Below are 13,805 nucleotides of genomic sequence, written 5' to 3' on the forward strand. Positions count from 1 at the left end.
TGCCGAGGCCTTCCGCCACCGGACCCTTGTCGCACCCGACCCGGTCCCGGCGTTCATCAGCTGCGCGGACCGTTGTCCGCGGTGACCCGCTCCGGACGGGCCCCGGCCCCCTGCCCTTCGAGGTCCTTCTTGCCGATCGGTATCTCACTGCCGTCGGGGCCGACGCGGAGCAGCCGCAGCAGCGGGCCCGTCATCGCGGTGGTCAGTACGGCCATCACCACCATCACCGAGTAGAAGGACTGGTTGATGAGGTGGGCGTCCAGACCCACCGTGAGAATGACGATCTCGGTGAGTCCACGGGTGTTCATCAGCACGGAGATCGGCAAGGCACCGCGGTGCGGGATCCCGACCATCCGGGCGGCGAGGTACACACCGACCGCCTTGGTGGCGATGGCCACCGTGAGCACCAGGGCCAGGACCCCCAGCAGGGACACGTCCAGGCCCTTGAAGTCGACCTTCATACCCGCGTTGACGAAGTACAGCGGCAGCAGAACGGCGCCCAGCAGCTCCAACTTGCCCACCACACCGGCGTGTTCACCCGCCGAGACGGAGCGGGGCAGGACGGCGCCGAAGGCGAAGGCACCGAAGATGAAGTGAATCCCCAGCCACTCGGTGGCGGCGCACGACAGGGCGAGTCCGACCACCAGGGTCGGGAGCAGGGCGGCGGCCAGTTGCTCGCGCCGCTCGGCCGCCCGCAGCAGGGCCGCCAGCAGCGGACGCACCACGGTGGCCATCAGGATCAGATAGCCCGGGAGCAGCACCATGTTCCACTGGCCTGTGGCGCCGACGTAGGCGACGACACCGGCCAGACCGCTCCAGGCCGCCAGGTCGCCGACAGCTGCGGCGGCCAGCGCGACCCCGCCGATCGGCGAGCGGTTCAGCCCCCGGTCCGACAGGATCCTGGCCAGCACCGGGAAGGCGGTCACCGACATGGCGACCCCGGTGAACAGCACGAACGCCGTGTGGTTTCCCGGCGCGTAGGTCTGCGCCAGCGGAACGGCCGCCGCGATTCCGCCGGCCAGCGGGAGCAGCACGCTGCCGCCGGCCACACCCAGCGTGGCCCGAGCGCGGCCGCGCAGCAGCGCGATGTCGAGCTCACGGCCGATCATGAACATGAACGCGGCCAGGCCGATGTTGGCCAGGGCTCCCAGCATCGGCTTCACGTCAGCGGGGAAGAGGGTGTCACTCACCGTGCTCGACAGCACCATCGGGCTGAGCGCCACGCCCGCGATGATCTCTCCGACCACGGCGGGCTGGCCCACGCGCCGGGCCGCGGCGCCGAAGACCACAGCCGCGCCGAGCACGGTCGCCACCGCTATGAAGAAGGTCGCGATGGGATTGCCGGTCATGAGCCGTCTCCGATTCGGTTCGAACCCGCGGACCGCCGGGGCACGGTGTGTCGCGCCCCGGCAGCGGGCGGATCAGGTCAGGTAGGCGTTGTTCGGGTTGAGCGAGGTGCCGAACAGCGGCACGACCTTGTGCTCGCTGATGTCGAGGTTCGAACCGTCGAAGGTGTCGGCGGTGGTGCGCTGCGGATACACCCAGGTGTCGCCGAGGGTGTAGCGGGCGTTGACCGCGAGCCGCTTCTTGGCGGTGGGCAGGGAGGCGCGGGACCGGTGCATGCAGCGCTCGCTGAAGATGACGTACTCGCCCTTCTTCATCGGCATGGTCTCGGTGTCGGCCGGATCGACCTCGAAAGGCTCGGTGACCACGGCGAGCAGGCCGGCGCAGAACGTGTCGAAGATCTCGAAGAGTTCATCGAGGGAGTACTTGTCCGTGTCGATGCCCTCGAACACCCTGCGCGTGTCGATGTCGAGCACCAGGCTGTTGTTGGCCGCCTTGGCGAGCAACTCCTCCTTGGTGCGCACCCGGTTGCGCGGATCGACGAAGGCACCGGACTCGTTGAGCTGGACCATCCGCTTCGGGTAGGTGAGGCGCTGGGAGCCCTTGATGAACTCCATGACGCCGTCGTCCTCGGAGACGTCGGTGAGCGCCAGCCAGAGCGTCCAGTCCCACTCGCCTGCCGGGTTCATCGGGAAAAGCGCCGGCCGGTGCCCGCCGACTTCCTCACCGTCGAAGTAGCCGTATTCCTGGTGCCATTCGATCGCGCCGTCGCCGGGGAACTTCTCGAACAGCTTGGTGCGCCACAGCAGCAGCGATTCGGCACCGAGGGTGTCCTGCAACGTCCGGACCAGTTCGGGAGCGGACAGCAGCTCGCGAATCTGGTCATTGATGAGGTGCCAGTCGCGCAGCGAATAGCGTTTGTACATGGGATGAGTCGGCGCGTTCTCCAGCATGTCGCTGTAGAATTCGGCGATCTGATCGAGGGCCTCGATCGAGGCAAAGCGCGGGAACGGACCGACGAAGCCGTTCTTGACGAGCGACTCACGGGGCGTCAGGTCGGACATGAAGCCCTCCATTTCAATTACGGATTTTCCGGGAATCTTCGATCACCAAGCTCTTCGGCCGCATGTCGCTCCACGACTGGGCGACGTACGTCAGGCATGCCTCGCGGTCGGCCTCGCCGAAGGCGGTCGTCCAGCCGGCCGGGATCTCGGCGAAGGAGGGCCACAGTGAGTGCTGGCCCTCGGAGTTGACCAGGACGAAGTAGGCGCTGTCCGCGTCCTCGAAGGGGTTTTTCACCACCGAAAAGTGCCTTTCTGTATGGATTCGCATCCCGCGGGAAGCCAAGGGCGTCGTGCGGGACGGCCCTACAAGAAGGCACAAGAACGGCTGTCCGACGGCGAATCGCGAGTGGCAGAGATCAACATGCCGTCAGCGGCAATGCGTCCACTCGCGTCGTCCACAGCCTGCACAAGTCTGCGTCCCCCGCATTTGTGCTACCCCCGAAATCGCTTCCCCTGCCGGTCGAGCAAGGATCTTTCGCGATCAGCCGCCCCAGCCGGTGTCATGCAGGAAAACGCATGCGGTCAGGAGCGGGATAAACAGGTACCTCATCTGTCCCATGTGTCCTTTCAGTACCTTCCCGAGGTTGCCGTTGTGCGGCTCGCCCCGGTGATACACGACCTGGTATGGCGCCGAACTCCACCCTGTCAGGTAACAGTTTCCCCAACCACCTTTGTGGTAGATCATGAATATGCATGACACCGTCATGAGGAGGGGGAGTAAGTGAATGATTAGCAATCATACGGGCTCAATCGACAGCAAATGCCGTGATCACGCCAAGAAGGTGGTATACCGGCACCTGCTCCAACGACCGTCCGCCGGCCTCGCGGAGGCTCTCGACGACCTGGGCCTGCCGCCCGAATGCGCTGACCACGCAGTGGCGGACCTGGTGGAACTCGGCCTCGTGCACAAGGGTTCGGAGCAGTCGCCGGTGGCCGTGGCACCGGAACGGGCGGTCGAACGTGTTCTCGCCCCCATGGAGCGCGTCCTGCTCTCCCAGCGCCATCGCATCGAGGCCATGCGCGACCAGTTGATGGACCTCGCCCCGATCTACTCGGAGTGGCTCACGGGGGAGCGTTCCGACGGCTCGCTGGAGTACCTGGTCACCCTGGACCAGGCGCTCGCGACCATCACCAAGCTGTCCACGACCGCCGAGACCGAGGTGTTGACCGCACAGCCGGGCGGCGGACGCAAGGCCGACATCCTGGAGGAGGCGATCGGCCGGGACGAGGCGATGCTCGAACGCGGCGTCCGCATGCGCACCCTGTACCAGCACACCGCCCGGTTCAGCCATGGGACGCGCGCCTACGTCGAGCGGGTCTCCCGGCTGGGTGCCGAAGTCCGGACGATGGACGACGAGTTCATGCGCCTGTTGCTCTTCGACCGAAAGACGGCCGTCATCGGCGTCCAGGGCGACATGAACGCCGCGATCGTGGTCCGCGAGCCCAACCTCGTGCACTTCATCGCCAGCACCTTCGACATCTGGTGGCTCACCGCGGCCCGCTTCCCCCTGGACTGGCGGAACGACGAGGTCGCCGACGTCGCGGAACAGCTCAAGCGACGGATCGCCCTGCTCCTCAGCGAGGGCGTGTCCGATCAGGTGATCGCGAAGCGCATGGCCATGTCCGTGCGCACCTGTCGACGGCACATCGCCGAGATCATGGAACGGCTCGGGGCCGACAGCCGGTTCCAGGCGGGCTATCTGCTCGGCGTCCAACGGGCGGCCGGCACGGGGCCGTTCACCTCACCGCAGTGACCCGGGCCGAGTCAGCGGTGCGGCGAGGTCAGTCGGACGAGGCGCTCGCCGAAGGCACGAGCACACCCTTCTTCAGGAAGCCCATGTCCTCGTACAACGGCGTCCCGAATCCGAAGGCGCCCGCGTTGGCGACGTTCGTCCGCGCCGCCGTGAGCTGGGGGCGCTGGTAGAGGGGGATGGAGCCGGCCGCCGCCCAGATACGGGAGTCGGCCTTGCGGATCAGGGAGCGGGACTCGGACTCGTCGAGGGTGGCGATCGCCTGGTCGAAGAGCTGGTCGACCTGGTCGGTGCCGACGCGCGTGTAGTTCTGCTCGACGTTCAGCGAGCCGTCGGCGGCCGGTACCGGCTTGGCGTAGATGGGACGGGCGTCGGTGGCGGGGTAGGCGGAGGTGGGCCAGGAGTAGAGGGCCAGGTCGTACTGACCGGACGCGATGTGGTCCTTGAAGTAGCTCTCGTCCGAGACCTTGGTGATCGCCGTGCGGATGCCGACCCGCTCCAGCATCAGGCCGATCCGGTCCGCCACCGTGCGCAGCGTCTGGGAGCCCTCCCCCGCCGGCACCACGAAGCGCAGCGTCAGCGGCTTGCCGCCCTTGGCCAGCGGCCGGGCCGCCGCACCCGCCGGCGCGGGGGTCCCCTGGGGGGCGTAGGCGCCGGGCGCCGCGCCCTGCTGCAGCTGGCTGTTGCCGTACTGCTTGCCGTCCTGGGCGAGGTGCTTCCCCTCGCGGCTCTCGCCGCCGTCCGCCTTGTCGTCCCCTCCGACGATGTACGTCCCGTCGTCCCCGCCCGGCGACTCCGAGCGCTTCCCGGCGTCCTTCTCGGCGCCCTTCTCGGCGCCCTTCCCACCGTCCTTCTCGGCGCCCTTCCGAGCATCCTTCTCGTCCTTCTCGGCCTTCTCGTCCTTCTCGGCCTTTGCGGACTTCTTCCCCTCCGGTCCTGCCGCCTTCTCCCCCTTCTTCGCCTCCTTGATCGGCCCGCCCGACACCCATCCGGCGTCCGCGAGCAGCGCCTGTGCCTCCGCCGTGTCCTGGCCGCCGATCGCCCCGCTGTTGTCGGCGTACGCGAACTGGCCGGACAGTGCGAGGTGGCTGCCGACCGGCTCGGCGGGCAGGCCCAGCGGGGCGAGGACCAGCTTCGCCAGTTCCTTGCGGTCGATCGCGCGGGCCACGGCCCGGCGCACCCGTTCGTCGGCGAGCGGACCCTCGGCGCCGTTGAGGGCGAGCTGGGTGTACGTCGGTTCCAGGGACTTGCGCACCTCGAAGCCCCGGAAGGCCGCCGCCTCGCGGCGCTGCTCGGGGGTCGTCCGGCGCCGGTCGGGGCCCATCAGCGGCGAACCGGAAGCGGCCGGCGTACCGCCGGCACTGGCCGTCGCGGCCCTCGGCGGCGCGGCGAGCGCGATGCGCCGGGCCGCGGCGGGGTCGATCTCGGCCAGGTCGAGATGTCCGGCGGCCAGCGCGGCGGCACGCTCGTCGCGCGGCACGGCCCGCAGCAGGATCTCGTTGAGCTTGGCCCGCTGTCCCCACCAGCGGGGGTTGCGGGTGAGCCGTACCTGGTCCTTCTTGCGGTCGATCTTCTGCACCGCGAACGGCCCGGCGCTGACCTTCAGCTTTCCTCGCGCCCCGTCGTTGAACGAGTCCGGCGTGCCCATGACCTCCTTCGGGTACAGCGGCGAGAACAGCGACCGCCAGTCCGCGTACGGCCGCCCGAAGGTCACCCGGACCTCCAGATCGCCCTTGCCGCGCTCGATCTCCTCGATCCGGTCGTAGCCGGCGTTGCGGGCGGTCCAGTAGGCGCTGTCCCGGCCGGACAGGGCCCGCCACTGGGCGGCGAAGTCGGCGGCGCCGATCTCCCGGCCGTCGCTCCAGACGGCCTGCTGGTTGAGCTTGTACAGGACGACCTGCTTGGGCTCGGTCTCGACGATCTTGGCGGACTCCAGGTAGTCCGGGTTGCGCTCCGGACGGCCGCCCTGATCGAGCCGGAACATCGAGGGCAGGGTGGCCTGCGCGATCCGGGTGGTGGTCGCGTCGGCGTCCGACTGGAAGGTGTTCAGCGTCTCCGGCACGGCGTCCACGGCCCACCGCAGCGTGCCGCCGTCGGCGATCTGCGCCCGGTCGGCCGAGCCGATGTCCTGCCCGGCCAGTGGCTTTCCGGCCGGGTCCGGGTCACTGCAGCCGGCGAGTGCGGGCACCGCGAGCACGCCCGCGGCGAGGAAGCCGACGCAGCGCATGACCGCGGTGCGGCCAGGCCTGGGTCCGAAGCCGTCGTAGGACATCTCAGGTACCTCCGGGGAGCCGCTCCCGCCGGTGACGATAAGTGTGTTCTGATCACGTTTGGCGGTATTTTGGAGTTGATCAGATCTAAGGGCCCCCACTGAAGAGGAAAGGGTTCGCCCGGCGGAGTCGACACGGCGGCGGGGACGCGCAAGGCCACCCGTGTGGAGCAACGCGCTCCCACGCGGACGGCGCGACGCGCCCCCTCGCTCCCCTCGGTCCCCCGGCGTACACAGAGCGCATGCGGGCGCGCGTCTCAGGCGTGCAATCCGCCAATCGCTGCACATGCCTTCACAGCGACAGGTGTGACGCGCAACACTCGCAGGCGCATGAACGTTGCCACCAAGGGCCGAAGGCCCACGGAAGTGAGGTCACGTCATGTCCGTGCAAGACGACCTGACAGCTGTCCAGCGCTGCCTCGACGACCTGGCCCGGTCCGTGGGCCGCCTCGAGCAGCACCTGGGCACCGGCGGGCTGGAGATGCGCCGTGTGCGCACCGACGCCGACCACCTGCGCGAGAGCGTGGCGCTGCTGCGGGATTCCGCCGCGTCCCCGGGCGCGCAGCGCAGGCCGGAGCTCGTCACCATCCCCGATACGCCGTACGACGACTCTCTGTGGATCGACACGGATGACGAGGGTCTCGGCGCCCGGGACCGCCGCGCCCCCTGATTCCACCCCCTGACCCGACCGGAGTCATCCATTGGCCACTGGTACGGAACCCCATCTGAACAGCGGCGGCGTACGAACCGGTACGCGCGCCGCGATCGACGCCCCGCACCTGCGGACCGACCGCTGGTGGCTGGCCCCCGCCGCCACCGCGGCCGGTCTGCTGGCGTTCATCGTGTACTCGACCTGGCGGGCCTTCGCCAACGCGCATTACTACGCGGCGCCGTACGTCTCCCCGTTCTACTCGCCCTGTCTGGCGGAGAACTGCGAGACCATGCGCGGCGGACCGAACTGGGACCTCTTCGGGAGCTGGTGGGGGATCTCCCCCGCGATCATCATCCTGATCTTCCCGCTCGGCTTCCGCCTGACCTGCTACTACTACCGCAAGGCCTACTACCGCGGCTTCTGGATGTCGCCCCCGGCCTGCGCGGTGGCGGAGCCGCACACGAAGTACTCCGGCGAGACCCGCTTCCCGCTGATCCTGCAGAACATCCACCGGTACTTCTTCTACGCCGCCCTCCTGGTCGCCGGAATCCTGTCGTACGACACCGTGCTCGCCTTCCGCGACGAGCACTACGAGTGGGGCCACATGGGCCTCGGCACGCTCGTGTTCCTCGTCAACATCGTGCTGATCTGGGCGTACACCCTCTCCTGCCACTCCTGCCGGCACATCGTCGGCGGCAAGCTCAAGCACTTCTCCAAACACCCCGTGCGCTACCGCATGTGGCAGTGGATCGGGAAGCTCAACGCCCGCCACATGCAGCTGGCGTGGGCGTCGCTGGTGAGCGTGGCGCTCGCCGACTTCTACGTCTATCTCGTCGCGTCCGGGGTCTTCGACGATCCGCGCTTCTTCTGAATGGGTGGGGCTGACTGATGTCCGTGGTCGACCGACAGGAGTGGGACGTCGTCGTGGTCGGCGCCGGAGGCGCGGGCCTCCGTGCGGCGATCGAGGCACGCGAGCGAGGCGCCCGTACGGCCGTGATCTGCAAGTCGCTGTTCGGCAAGGCGCACACCGTGATGGCCGAGGGCGGCATCGCGGCGGCCATGGCCAACGCCAACGAGCACGACAACTGGCAGGTGCACTTCCGCGACACCATGCGCGGCGGCAAGTTCCTCAACCAGTGGCGGATGGCCGAGCTGCACGCGCGGGAGGCGCCGGACCGGGTGTGGGAACTGGAGACGTGGGGCGCGCTCTTCGACCGTACGAAGGACGGCCGTATCTCGCAACGCAACTTCGGCGGCCACGAGTACCCGCGCCTCGCGCATGTCGGTGACCGCACCGGCCTGGAACTGATCCGCACGCTCCAGCAGAAGATCGTCGCGCTCCAGCAGGAGGACAAGAAGGAGACCGGGGAGTACGAGTCCCGGCTGAAGGTCTACCAGGAGTGCACGGTCACCAGGATCCTCAAGGACGGCAGCCGGGTCTCCGGTGTCTTCGCGTACGACCGCGAGACCGGCCGCTTCTTCGTCCTCGAAGCGCCCTCCGTCGTCATCGCGACGGGTGGCATCGGCAAGTCCTTCAAGGTGACGTCGAACTCCTGGGAGTACACGGGCGACGGCCACGCGCTGGCACTGCTCGCCGGGGCTCCCCTGCTCAACATGGAGTTCGTGCAGTTCCATCCGACGGGCATGGTCTGGCCGCCGTCGGTGAAGGGGATCCTGGTCACGGAGTCGGTGCGTGGCGACGGAGGGGTGCTGCGCAACTCCGAGGGCAAGCGGTTCATGTTCGACTACGTCCCGGACGTCTTCAAGGAGAAGTACGCCGAGTCGGAGGCGGAGGGCGACCGCTGGTACGAGGACCCGGACAACAACCGGCGTCCCCCGGAGCTGCTGCCGCGTGACGAAGTCGCCCGGGCGATCAACTCCGAGGTGAAGGCGGGCCGGGGCTCTCCGCACGGCGGGGTGTTCCTCGACGTCTCGACCCGGATGCCCGCCGAAGTGATCCGCCGTCGCCTGCCCTCCATGTACCACCAGTTCAAGGAGCTGGCGGACGTGGACATCACGGCGGAGGCGATGGAGGTCGGGCCCACCTGCCACTACGTGATGGGCGGTATCGCCGTCGAGTCGGACACGGCGGCGGCGCGCGGGGTGCCGGGCCTGTTCGCGGCGGGTGAGGTGGCCGGCGGCATGCACGGCTCGAACCGCCTCGGCGGGAACTCCCTGTCCGACCTGCTGGTGTTCGGGCGCCGGGCGGGCTGGCACGCCGCCGAGTACGCGGCGGCACAGGCCTTCGAACGCCCCGAGGTCAGCGACCTGGAGGTCGACACGGCGGCGGCGGAGGCGCTGCGGCCCTTCTCGGCGGAGGGCCCGGTCGGGGGCGAGGAGGCCGGACGCCCGCCGGAGAACCCGTACACCCTCCACCAGGAGCTCCAGCAGACCATGAACGACCTCGTCGGCATCATCCGCCGCGAGGGTGAGATGGAGCAGGCCCTGGAGAAGCTCGCGGACCTGCGCGTACGCGCCCGTCGGGCCGGCGTCGAGGGCCATCGCCAGTTCAACCCGGGCTGGCACCTCGCGCTCGACCTGCGCAACATGCTGCTGGTCAGCGAGTGCGTGGCCCGGGCGGCGTTGGAGCGCACGGAGTCGCGGGGCGGCCACACCCGCGAGGACCATCCGACGATGGACCGCAAGTGGCGCAACATCAACCTGCTCTGCCAGCTGACCGACCCGACGGGCGGCCTGGCGGCCACCGACCCGGAGCGCGGCCAGATCGACCTCGTACGGGAGACCACCGAACCCGTCCGCCCGGACCTGCTCGCTCTCTTCGACAAGGAGGAGCTGGTCAAGTACCTCGCCGAAGAGGAGCTCTACCCGTGAGCAGCTACGATGCCCGCTTCAAGGTGTGGCGGGGCGATGTGCAGGGCGGCGGCCTGGAGGACTTCGAGGTCGAGGTGAACGACGGCGAGGTCGTCCTCGACATCATCCACCGCCTCCAGGCCACCCAGGCGCCCGATCTCGCCGTCCGCTGGAACTGCAAGGCGGGCAAGTGCGGTTCGTGTTCGGCGGAGATCAACGGACGGCCGCGGCTGCTGTGCATGACGCGGATGTCGGTGTTCACCCGGGAGGAGACGATCACCGTCACACCGCTGCGGGCGTTCCCGGTCGTACGGGACCTGGTGACGAACGTCGGCTTCAACTACGACAAGGCACGGCAGGTCCCGGCCTTCGTACCGCCGGAGGACCTGGGCCCCGGCGAGTACCGGATGATGCAGGAGGACGTGGACCGCTCGCAGGAGTTCCGCAAGTGCATCGAGTGCTTCCTGTGCCAGGACACCTGCCATGTGGTCCGCGACCATGAGGAGAACAAGCCGGCGTTCGCGGGCCCACGCTTCCTGATGCGGGTCGCGGAACTGGACATGCACCCGCTGGACGCGGCGAGCGAGAGCGGCCTGGACCGCAAGAAGACCGCCCAGGACGAGCACGGGCTCGGCTACTGCAACATCACCAAGTGCTGCACGGAGGTCTGCCCCGAGGGCATCAAGATCACGGACAACGCGCTGATTCCCTTGAAGGAACGGGCGGTCGACCGCAAGTACGACCCGTTGGTGTGGCTGGGGTCGAAGATCATGAGGAGGTCTTCGTAGCGTCGGTGCGGCCCGGGGACTGGGCCAGGCGCTGCACGTACAGGCCGGCCGCGAACGCGGCCATGCCTGCCATGGCGAACGGGAAGAACGTCGTGTTCCTCGACCCTTCGAGCGGGCCCAGGAACAGGAACACGCCCATCCCGGCCTGGCCGAGCAGCGTGCCGTACCCCCACACCTTGGGCCGCGCTATCTTGGCGCGCCCCTTCCCCGGAAGCAGCCATCCCTTGGTGGCCGCGGCCCCGCCGATCACCAGGCCGACCGTCAGCACCACGACGGCCGCCATCACCAGCATCTCGTGCATGTCGATCATCGTTTCACGAGCTCCAGCGCGCGCAAGAGATTTGACTCGGCTATGGCCCGCATGGACGCCGGGTCCGGAAAGTCGCCGTCGAGGAGCCGCAACGGGCCCGCGACCAGGGACAGATGCATCGCCAGGCGGTAGAGCCGCAGTCGGTCCTCGTCCAGGCCAGGGGCGCGCAAGGCGGCGTAGCGGCGGCCGAATCGGATCTCCAGGAAGGCGTGCTCCCACTCTGCGTCGAAGTACAGCAGACCCTCGATGTCGATCAGCACGGGATCGCCCTCGGGCGTCAACCGTACGTGGTCCGGGCCCAGTTCGCCGTGGATGAGGGTGTGGCGCTCGCGGGGGCGGACCTCGGCGGACAGGGTACGGACCGCGTCCGCCAGCGCCTCGCGGGCGGTCGCCGCGCGGGGGTCGCGCCGGGCGATCTCGTCGAGGTCGCGCAGGGCGCCCTCGGTGACGCGCTGCTCGCATGAACCGCCGTACGAGGAACCCCCGTTGTCCACCAGGGCGACCTTGCCGAAGCGGGGTCCGGTGGCGGCGTGCAGGGTGTCGAGGAGGGCGGCCAGGCGGTGCAGGGCATCGGTTGCCGCGTGCGGGTCGCGGGCGAGCAGGTCTTCCAGGGTTTCGCCCGGGAGGTCCTCCACGATCGCCGCGTCCGCGGGGAGGTGGGTGTGGGTGGGGTCCGCGTACAGGAGGCGGGGGGTGCGGACGCCGACCGCGGTCAGGCGGGCGTGGGACGCGGTGAACAGGTGGTGGCCGGTGCCGTGGGAGAAGGGGTCGCGGAGGTCGGAGGTGCCCGCGTCCCAGTAGTCCTCGTCCGCTGACCAGACGTAGGCGACGGCGGTCGAGCCGTCGTCGAGGGTGAGGCGGTAGACGCCCTTCTTGGTACCGCCGCGCAGTCGGGTCACGGCGGTGAGGGTCCGGGTGGGGCCGAGGGCGGCGCGGGTGAGCGGGGCGAGGTCGGCGGGCGTGAGGGCGCGGCGGGGTCGGCGGCGGTCTCGTGGCTGCATCTGTGTATCCCCCTCGTCCATCGGCACATCCTTCCCCACCCCACTCCCCTCACCCTCACTCCCCTCACCCCACCCCGGCCCCACCCCGGTAGCGCGGGGGCATTCCTGCTCATACGCTCCGAAATGTGACGTCATCCTTGATACGGGGCCGGCCGCGGCGTGGGGCCTCGCACATATCCGTGCGGGTGGTGCACGCGCTGGTGGGCGGGCTGATCGGGGTGGCGTGGCTGGTGTTGCCCGCGGTGACGATCGGGGGTGAGGGGCGGGTTGCGGGTGGGGCGGCGCGACCCGTTGCCGGCGGGGTGGCTCAGGGGGAGGTCGGGGAGACGTCGGCCGCGGATCTGGTGATGCCGATGCTGGCCGTGGTCGCGGTGGTGGTGCTCGCGGGGTACGGGTTCCTGCGGCGCAGGCGGCGGGCGCGGGGGCGCACGACGCCGGGTGGGGCGCCGGTTCAGGGCGCCGAGCCGGGGGCCGGGGAACTGGAAGAGCGCGCGCGGACCTTGCTGGTCGACGCCGATGACTGGGTGCGGGTCAGTCGGGAGGAGCTCGGGTTCGTCCAGGGGCGGGTCGGGGGCGTCGTCGGCGCAGGGCGTCCGGACGCCGCGCTCGGGGCGGGGGACGTCGAGCCGTTCACGCGGGTTCTGCGGGACGCCGAGGCCGAGCTGGCGGTCGCGTTCCGGATGCGGTGGCAGTACGAGGGCGGGGTTCCGGGAGAGGCGGCGGCTCGGCGGCATGTGCTCGCGGGGATCGTCGGGCGGGGTGAGGAGGCGGGGCGGCTGCTGGACGGACAGGCCGCCGCGTTCGATCAGGTGCGCGGGTTGGAGGCGGGCCTGGGCGGCGGGCTGGGTGAGGCGTTGGCCGTCGCCGAGGGGCGGTTCCGGGAGCTGGCGGGGCGTACCGGGGGCGCCGACGCGGCCCTCCGCGCCCTCGGTGAGCGGTACGCGCCCTCGGCCATCACCTCCGTCGAGGGCCATGTCGAGCAGGCCAAGGACCGGCTGGTGTTCGCCACGGCCCGCCTCAACCACGCCCGCCAGAGCGCCGACTTGGGCGACACCGAGCGGGCGGCGGGCCACCTGCGCGCGGCCGAGGGCGCCATCGCCCAGGCCGCCGTCTTCATCGACGGCATCGACCGGCTCACCGGCGAGCTGGCGACGGCCGCGGCGATGGTGCCGGCCGCGCTGACCGGCGCGGAGGTGGAGCTGGCGGGGGCGCGGCAGTCGCCGACGAGGGCGGGCGACTCATACCTGGACATCCCGCCCGGCGAGCTGCGCGCCCGCGTCACACACGCCGACCTCGTCCTGGCCGTCGTACGAGAAGAACTGACCTCCGGGCCGCACGACCCCCTCGACCTGCTGCGTCGGATCGTGCGGGGCGTCCAGCCCGTCGTCGCGGGGCGGGCCGGGGTGTTCCCGGCCGCCGCGCTGGTGTGCGCGCGCAGCGCCGTCGCCGGTGCGGACGACGTCGTCGCGACGCATCGGGCCGCGGTGGGCGAGGAGGCGCGCACGCAGCTGGCGGAGGCCCGGCGGCTGCTGGCTCCCCCACCGACCGCCCCCTCCGGACGCAGCGCCCGCCAGGAGCTCACCGACCTCCTCACGGCCGACACCCTGGCCCAGCAGTCCCACGCCCTGGCCGACCAGAACATCCGCACCCACGGCCACCCCATCGACGGCCCCGGCACGAACACCATCGGCCTCGCCGGAGCGGTGCTCGGCGGGGTCCTACTGGCAGGCAAACAGCACGACGCTCCACCCGCCAGCTTCGGCGGCCCGCGCACACGGGGGCGCCGCGGCGGCACGCCCTCCCCGTGAACGGACC

General features: G+C 70.0%; 12 protein-coding genes. 6 read left to right on the top strand and 6 right to left on the bottom strand.

The window, feature by feature from the left end; all coding sequences use genetic code 11:
- Nucleotides 1-56: 56 nt before the first annotated feature.
- The 3 genes from BLU79_RS18155 to BLU79_RS18165 form a co-directional block, all read right to left on the bottom strand.
- Nucleotides 57-1,349 (bottom strand): cation:proton antiporter, encoded by a 1,293-nt coding sequence (locus BLU79_RS18155; RefSeq protein WP_093906824.1) that lies wholly within the window; start codon nucleotides 1,347-1,349, stop codon nucleotides 57-59.
- A 72-nt stretch (nucleotides 1,350-1,421) separates the two neighbouring features.
- Entirely contained in the window at nucleotides 1,422-2,408 is a 987-nt protein-coding gene (locus BLU79_RS18160) for a phytanoyl-CoA dioxygenase family protein (protein ID WP_177001064.1), read from the bottom strand.
- Between the two features lie 13 nt (nucleotides 2,409-2,421).
- Nucleotides 2,422-2,643, bottom strand: a complete 222-nt coding sequence (locus BLU79_RS18165; RefSeq protein ID WP_093906948.1) for an MbtH family protein — start codon at nucleotides 2,641-2,643, stop codon at nucleotides 2,422-2,424.
- A 547-nt stretch (nucleotides 2,644-3,190) separates the two neighbouring features.
- On the opposite strand from BLU79_RS18165, the gene BLU79_RS18170 reads away from it, so the two are divergent.
- A complete protein-coding gene (locus tag BLU79_RS18170) occupies nucleotides 3,191-4,162 on the top strand; it encodes a LuxR C-terminal-related transcriptional regulator (RefSeq protein WP_256333363.1) in 972 nt (323 codons plus the stop codon).
- Between the two features lie 28 nt (nucleotides 4,163-4,190).
- Here BLU79_RS18170 and BLU79_RS18175 read toward each other — a convergent pair whose 3' ends face one another.
- A complete protein-coding gene (locus BLU79_RS18175; protein WP_093906827.1) occupies nucleotides 4,191-6,431 on the bottom strand; it encodes an ABC transporter substrate-binding protein in 2,241 nt (746 codons plus the stop codon).
- Between the two features lie 376 nt (nucleotides 6,432-6,807).
- On the opposite strand from BLU79_RS18175, the gene BLU79_RS18180 reads away from it, so the two are divergent.
- Genes BLU79_RS18180 through BLU79_RS18195 form a run of 4 tightly spaced genes read left to right on the top strand, consistent with a single transcriptional unit; the run spans nucleotide 6,808 to nucleotide 10,679 of the window.
- On the top strand, nucleotides 6,808-7,098 hold the full coding sequence (locus BLU79_RS18180) for a hypothetical protein (RefSeq protein WP_093906828.1): 291 nt from the start codon (nucleotides 6,808-6,810) through the stop codon (nucleotides 7,096-7,098).
- Nucleotides 7,099-7,129: 31 nt separating this feature from the next.
- A complete protein-coding gene (locus BLU79_RS18185) occupies nucleotides 7,130-7,951 on the top strand; it encodes a hypothetical protein (RefSeq protein ID WP_093906829.1) in 822 nt (273 codons plus the stop codon).
- Between the two features lie 17 nt (nucleotides 7,952-7,968).
- Nucleotides 7,969-9,912 carry a fumarate reductase/succinate dehydrogenase flavoprotein subunit gene (locus BLU79_RS18190; protein WP_093906830.1) on the top strand — a complete coding sequence of 648 codons (1,944 nt, stop codon included), beginning with the start codon at nucleotides 7,969-7,971 and terminating at the stop codon, nucleotides 9,910-9,912.
- Nucleotides 9,909-10,679 (top strand): succinate dehydrogenase/fumarate reductase iron-sulfur subunit, encoded by a 771-nt coding sequence (locus tag BLU79_RS18195; protein WP_093906831.1) that lies wholly within the window; start codon nucleotides 9,909-9,911, stop codon nucleotides 10,677-10,679. The genes BLU79_RS18190 and BLU79_RS18195 overlap by 4 nt, the downstream gene beginning before the upstream one ends.
- Here the strand turns inward: BLU79_RS18195 and BLU79_RS18200 are convergent.
- Together BLU79_RS18200 and BLU79_RS18205 are read right to left on the bottom strand one after the other, a co-directional pair.
- Nucleotides 10,660-10,989 (bottom strand): hypothetical protein, encoded by a 330-nt coding sequence (locus BLU79_RS18200; RefSeq protein WP_093906832.1) that lies wholly within the window; start codon nucleotides 10,987-10,989, stop codon nucleotides 10,660-10,662. The genes BLU79_RS18195 and BLU79_RS18200 overlap by 20 nt on opposite strands.
- Complete coding sequence (locus BLU79_RS18205; protein WP_093906949.1) at nucleotides 10,986-11,990, bottom strand: phosphotransferase family protein; 1,005 nt, start codon at nucleotides 11,988-11,990, stop codon at nucleotides 10,986-10,988. Before BLU79_RS18205 ends, BLU79_RS18200 begins: the two co-directional genes overlap by 4 nt.
- 125 nt (nucleotides 11,991-12,115) lie before the next feature.
- Here BLU79_RS18205 and BLU79_RS18210 point away from each other — a divergent pair, with 125 nt between their 5' ends.
- On the top strand, nucleotides 12,116-13,798 hold the full coding sequence (locus BLU79_RS18210; protein ID WP_093906833.1) for a hypothetical protein: 1,683 nt from the start codon (nucleotides 12,116-12,118) through the stop codon (nucleotides 13,796-13,798).
- Nucleotides 13,799-13,805 lie beyond the last annotated feature (7 nt).

This window comes from Streptomyces sp. cf386, from assembly GCF_900103585.1.
Taxonomy (GTDB): domain Bacteria; phylum Actinomycetota; class Actinomycetes; order Streptomycetales; family Streptomycetaceae; genus Streptomyces.

Bases quoted from the DNA above. Each gene is read 5' to 3' on its own strand.
- BLU79_RS18155 (WP_093906824.1), bottom strand. From the start codon at position 1,349: ATGACCGGCAATCCCATCGCGACCTTCTTCATAGCGGTGGCGACCGTG.
- BLU79_RS18160 (WP_177001064.1), bottom strand. From the start codon at position 2,408: ATGTCCGACCTGACGCCCCGTGAGTCGCTCGTCAAGAACGGCTTCGTC.
- BLU79_RS18175 (WP_093906827.1), bottom strand. From the start codon at position 6,431: ATGTCCTACGACGGCTTCGGACCCAGGCCTGGCCGCACCGCGGTCATG.
- BLU79_RS18180 (WP_093906828.1), top strand. From the start codon at position 6,808: ATGTCCGTGCAAGACGACCTGACAGCTGTCCAGCGCTGCCTCGACGAC.
- BLU79_RS18190 (WP_093906830.1), top strand. From the start codon at position 7,969: ATGTCCGTGGTCGACCGACAGGAGTGGGACGTCGTCGTGGTCGGCGCC.
- BLU79_RS18200 (WP_093906832.1), bottom strand. From the start codon at position 10,989: ATGATCGACATGCACGAGATGCTGGTGATGGCGGCCGTCGTGGTGCTG.
- BLU79_RS18205 (WP_093906949.1), bottom strand. From the start codon at position 11,990: ATGCAGCCACGAGACCGCCGCCGACCCCGCCGCGCCCTCACGCCCGCC.